Annotated in this window: 1 rRNA gene; it reads left to right on the top strand. The window is 46.4% G+C overall.

Going from position 1 to position 2,469, the window contains the following annotated elements:
- Positions 1 to 452: 452 nt before the first annotated feature.
- A 23S ribosomal RNA gene (locus tag RR876_RS16450) occupies positions 453 to 2,469 on the top strand; the annotation flags it as partial.

The following is a 2,469-nucleotide window of genomic DNA, read 5'->3' as shown; positions in this document are numbered from 1 at the left end:
GTGTAAAAGTTATAAGTATCATTGCTTGCAAAAAATACCTTTGGCGTACTTTAAAGCACCATCCACCATATATTGTTCTTCAATATATAAGCTAAGTAGTTAGATTATAGAAATTAGTAAGAAGTAGACATTGGTTTACATTTTATTAACTTCTGTGATTTATCACAGTTTCCTGACCTGACGAAGGCTGGAAAAATCATTAACAGAATATATTTGAGTTGAAATAATTTGTTCATACTCGTTTTTAAGATCGACATTAACAGTGATTTATTACTGGATGATGAAGATTAAAGAAATGAGTTACTAGCGAAATTAACTGAATCAAGCGTTTTGGTATGTGAATTGAATTGAAGCTGTACAGTGTTTAAGTACACAGAGCAACAAACTGTATGATCGAGCAATCGATCTGTCCTAGTACTACTTGTAGGTGCTACGACTGTTTGGGGTTGTATAGTCAAGTAATTAAGTGCATGTGGTGGATGCCTTGGCAGTCAGAGGCGATGAAAGACGTAATAGCCTGCGATAAGCTCCGGGGAGGCGGCAAATATCCTGTGATCCGGAGATTTCTGAATGGGGAAACCCACCTGTCATAAGGCAGGTATCGTATGATGAATACATAGTCATACGAGGCGAACGAGGGGAAGTGAAACATCTCAGTACCCTTAGGAAAAGAAATCAATTGAGATTCCCTTAGTAGCGGCGAGCGAACGGGGAAAAGCCCATTAAGTCATATAAGTTCTAGTGGAATGCTCTGGGAAGTGCAACCATAGTGGGTGATAGTCCTGTACACGAAAGGGCTTATATGATGATGTCGAGTAGGGCGGGGCACGTGAAACCTTGTCTGAATATGGGGGGACCATCCTCCAAGGCTAAATACTCCTGACTGACCGATAGTGAACCAGTACCGTGAGGGAAAGGCGAAAAGAACCCCGGTGAGGGGAGTGAAATAGATCCTGAAACCGTATGCGTACAAGCAGTGGGAGCCGGCATTGTGTCCGGTGACTGCGTACCTTTTGTATAATGGGTCAGCGACTTACATTCAGTAGCAAGGTTAACCGAATAGGGGAGCCGTAGAGAAATCGAGTCTTAATAGGGCGTTTAGTTGCTGGGTGTAGACCCGAAACCAGGTGATCTATCCATGAGCAGGTTGAAGGTTGGGTAACACTAACTGGAGGACCGAACCCACTGTCGTTGAAAAGCCAGGGGATGACTTGTGGATAGGGGTGAAAGGCTAATCAAACTTGGTGATAGCTGGTTCTCCCCGAAAGCTATTTAGGTAGCGCCTCGGACGAATACCATTGGGGGTAGAGCACTGTTTCGGCTAGGGGGTCATCCCGACTTACCAAACCGATGCAAACTCCGAATACCAATGAGTACTATCCGGGAGACAGACTGCGGGTGCTAACGTCCGTAGTCAAGAGGAAAACAATCCAGACCGCCAGCTAAGGCCCCAAAATTATAGTTAAGTGGGAAACGATGTGGGAAGGCATAGACAGCTAGGAGGTTGGCTTAGAAGCAGCCACCCTTTAAAGAAAGCGTAATAGCTCACTAGTCGAGTCGGCCTGCGCGGAAGATGTAACGGGGCTAAAACTATATGCCGAAGCTGCGGATTTGCAATTTATTGCAAGTGGTAGGGGAGCGTTCTGTAAGCCGATGAAGGTGTATTGAGAAGTATGCTGGAGGTATCAGAAGTGCGAATGCTGACATGAGTAACGACAATGCGAGTGAAAAACTCGCACGCCGAAAGACCAAGGGTTCCTGTCCAACGTTAATCGGGGCAGGGTGAGTCGACCCCTAAGGCGAGGCCGAAAGGCGTAGTCGATGGGAAATTGGTTAATATTCCAATACTTCTGTGTAATGCGATGAGAGGACGGAGAAGGTTAAGTCAGCCTGGCGTTGGTTGTCCAGGTGGAAGGTTGTAGGCATGTATCTTAGGCAAATCCGGGGTACTCTATGCTGAGAACTGATAGCAAGCTGTACTTGTACAGTGAAGTGGCTGATACCATGCTTCCAGGAAAAGTCTCTAAGCTTCAGTTACATAGGAATCGTACCCGAAACCGACACAGGTGGTCAGGTCGAGTAGACCAAAGCGCTTGAGAGAACTCTGCTGAAGGAACTAGGCAAAATGGTACCGTAACTTCGGGAGAAGGTACGCTGCCGACGGTGATAGGATTTACTCCTTGAGCTATTGGCAGCCACAGAAACCAGGCCGCTGCGACTGTTTATTAAAAACACAGCACTCTGCAAACACGAAAGTGGACGTATAGGGTGTGATGCCTGCCCGGTGCTGGAAGGTTAATTGATGGGGTTAGCTAACGCGAAGCTCTTGATCGAAGCCCCGGTAAACGGCGGCCGTAACTATAACGGTCCTAAGGTAGCGAAATTCCTTGTCCCCAAGACGAACATGTTGGCTTCGATAAGCAACCACGTCGTTTAGGTACCTTTGCCATCATGTGTCAGCTGATTATT

It is taken from the genome of Acinetobacter sp., from assembly GCF_036666595.1.
Classification (GTDB): Bacteria; Pseudomonadota; Gammaproteobacteria; order Pseudomonadales; family Moraxellaceae; genus Acinetobacter.
Note: the sequence above shows the minus strand (reverse complement) of the source record. Positions and strands in the feature narration are given on the sequence as shown.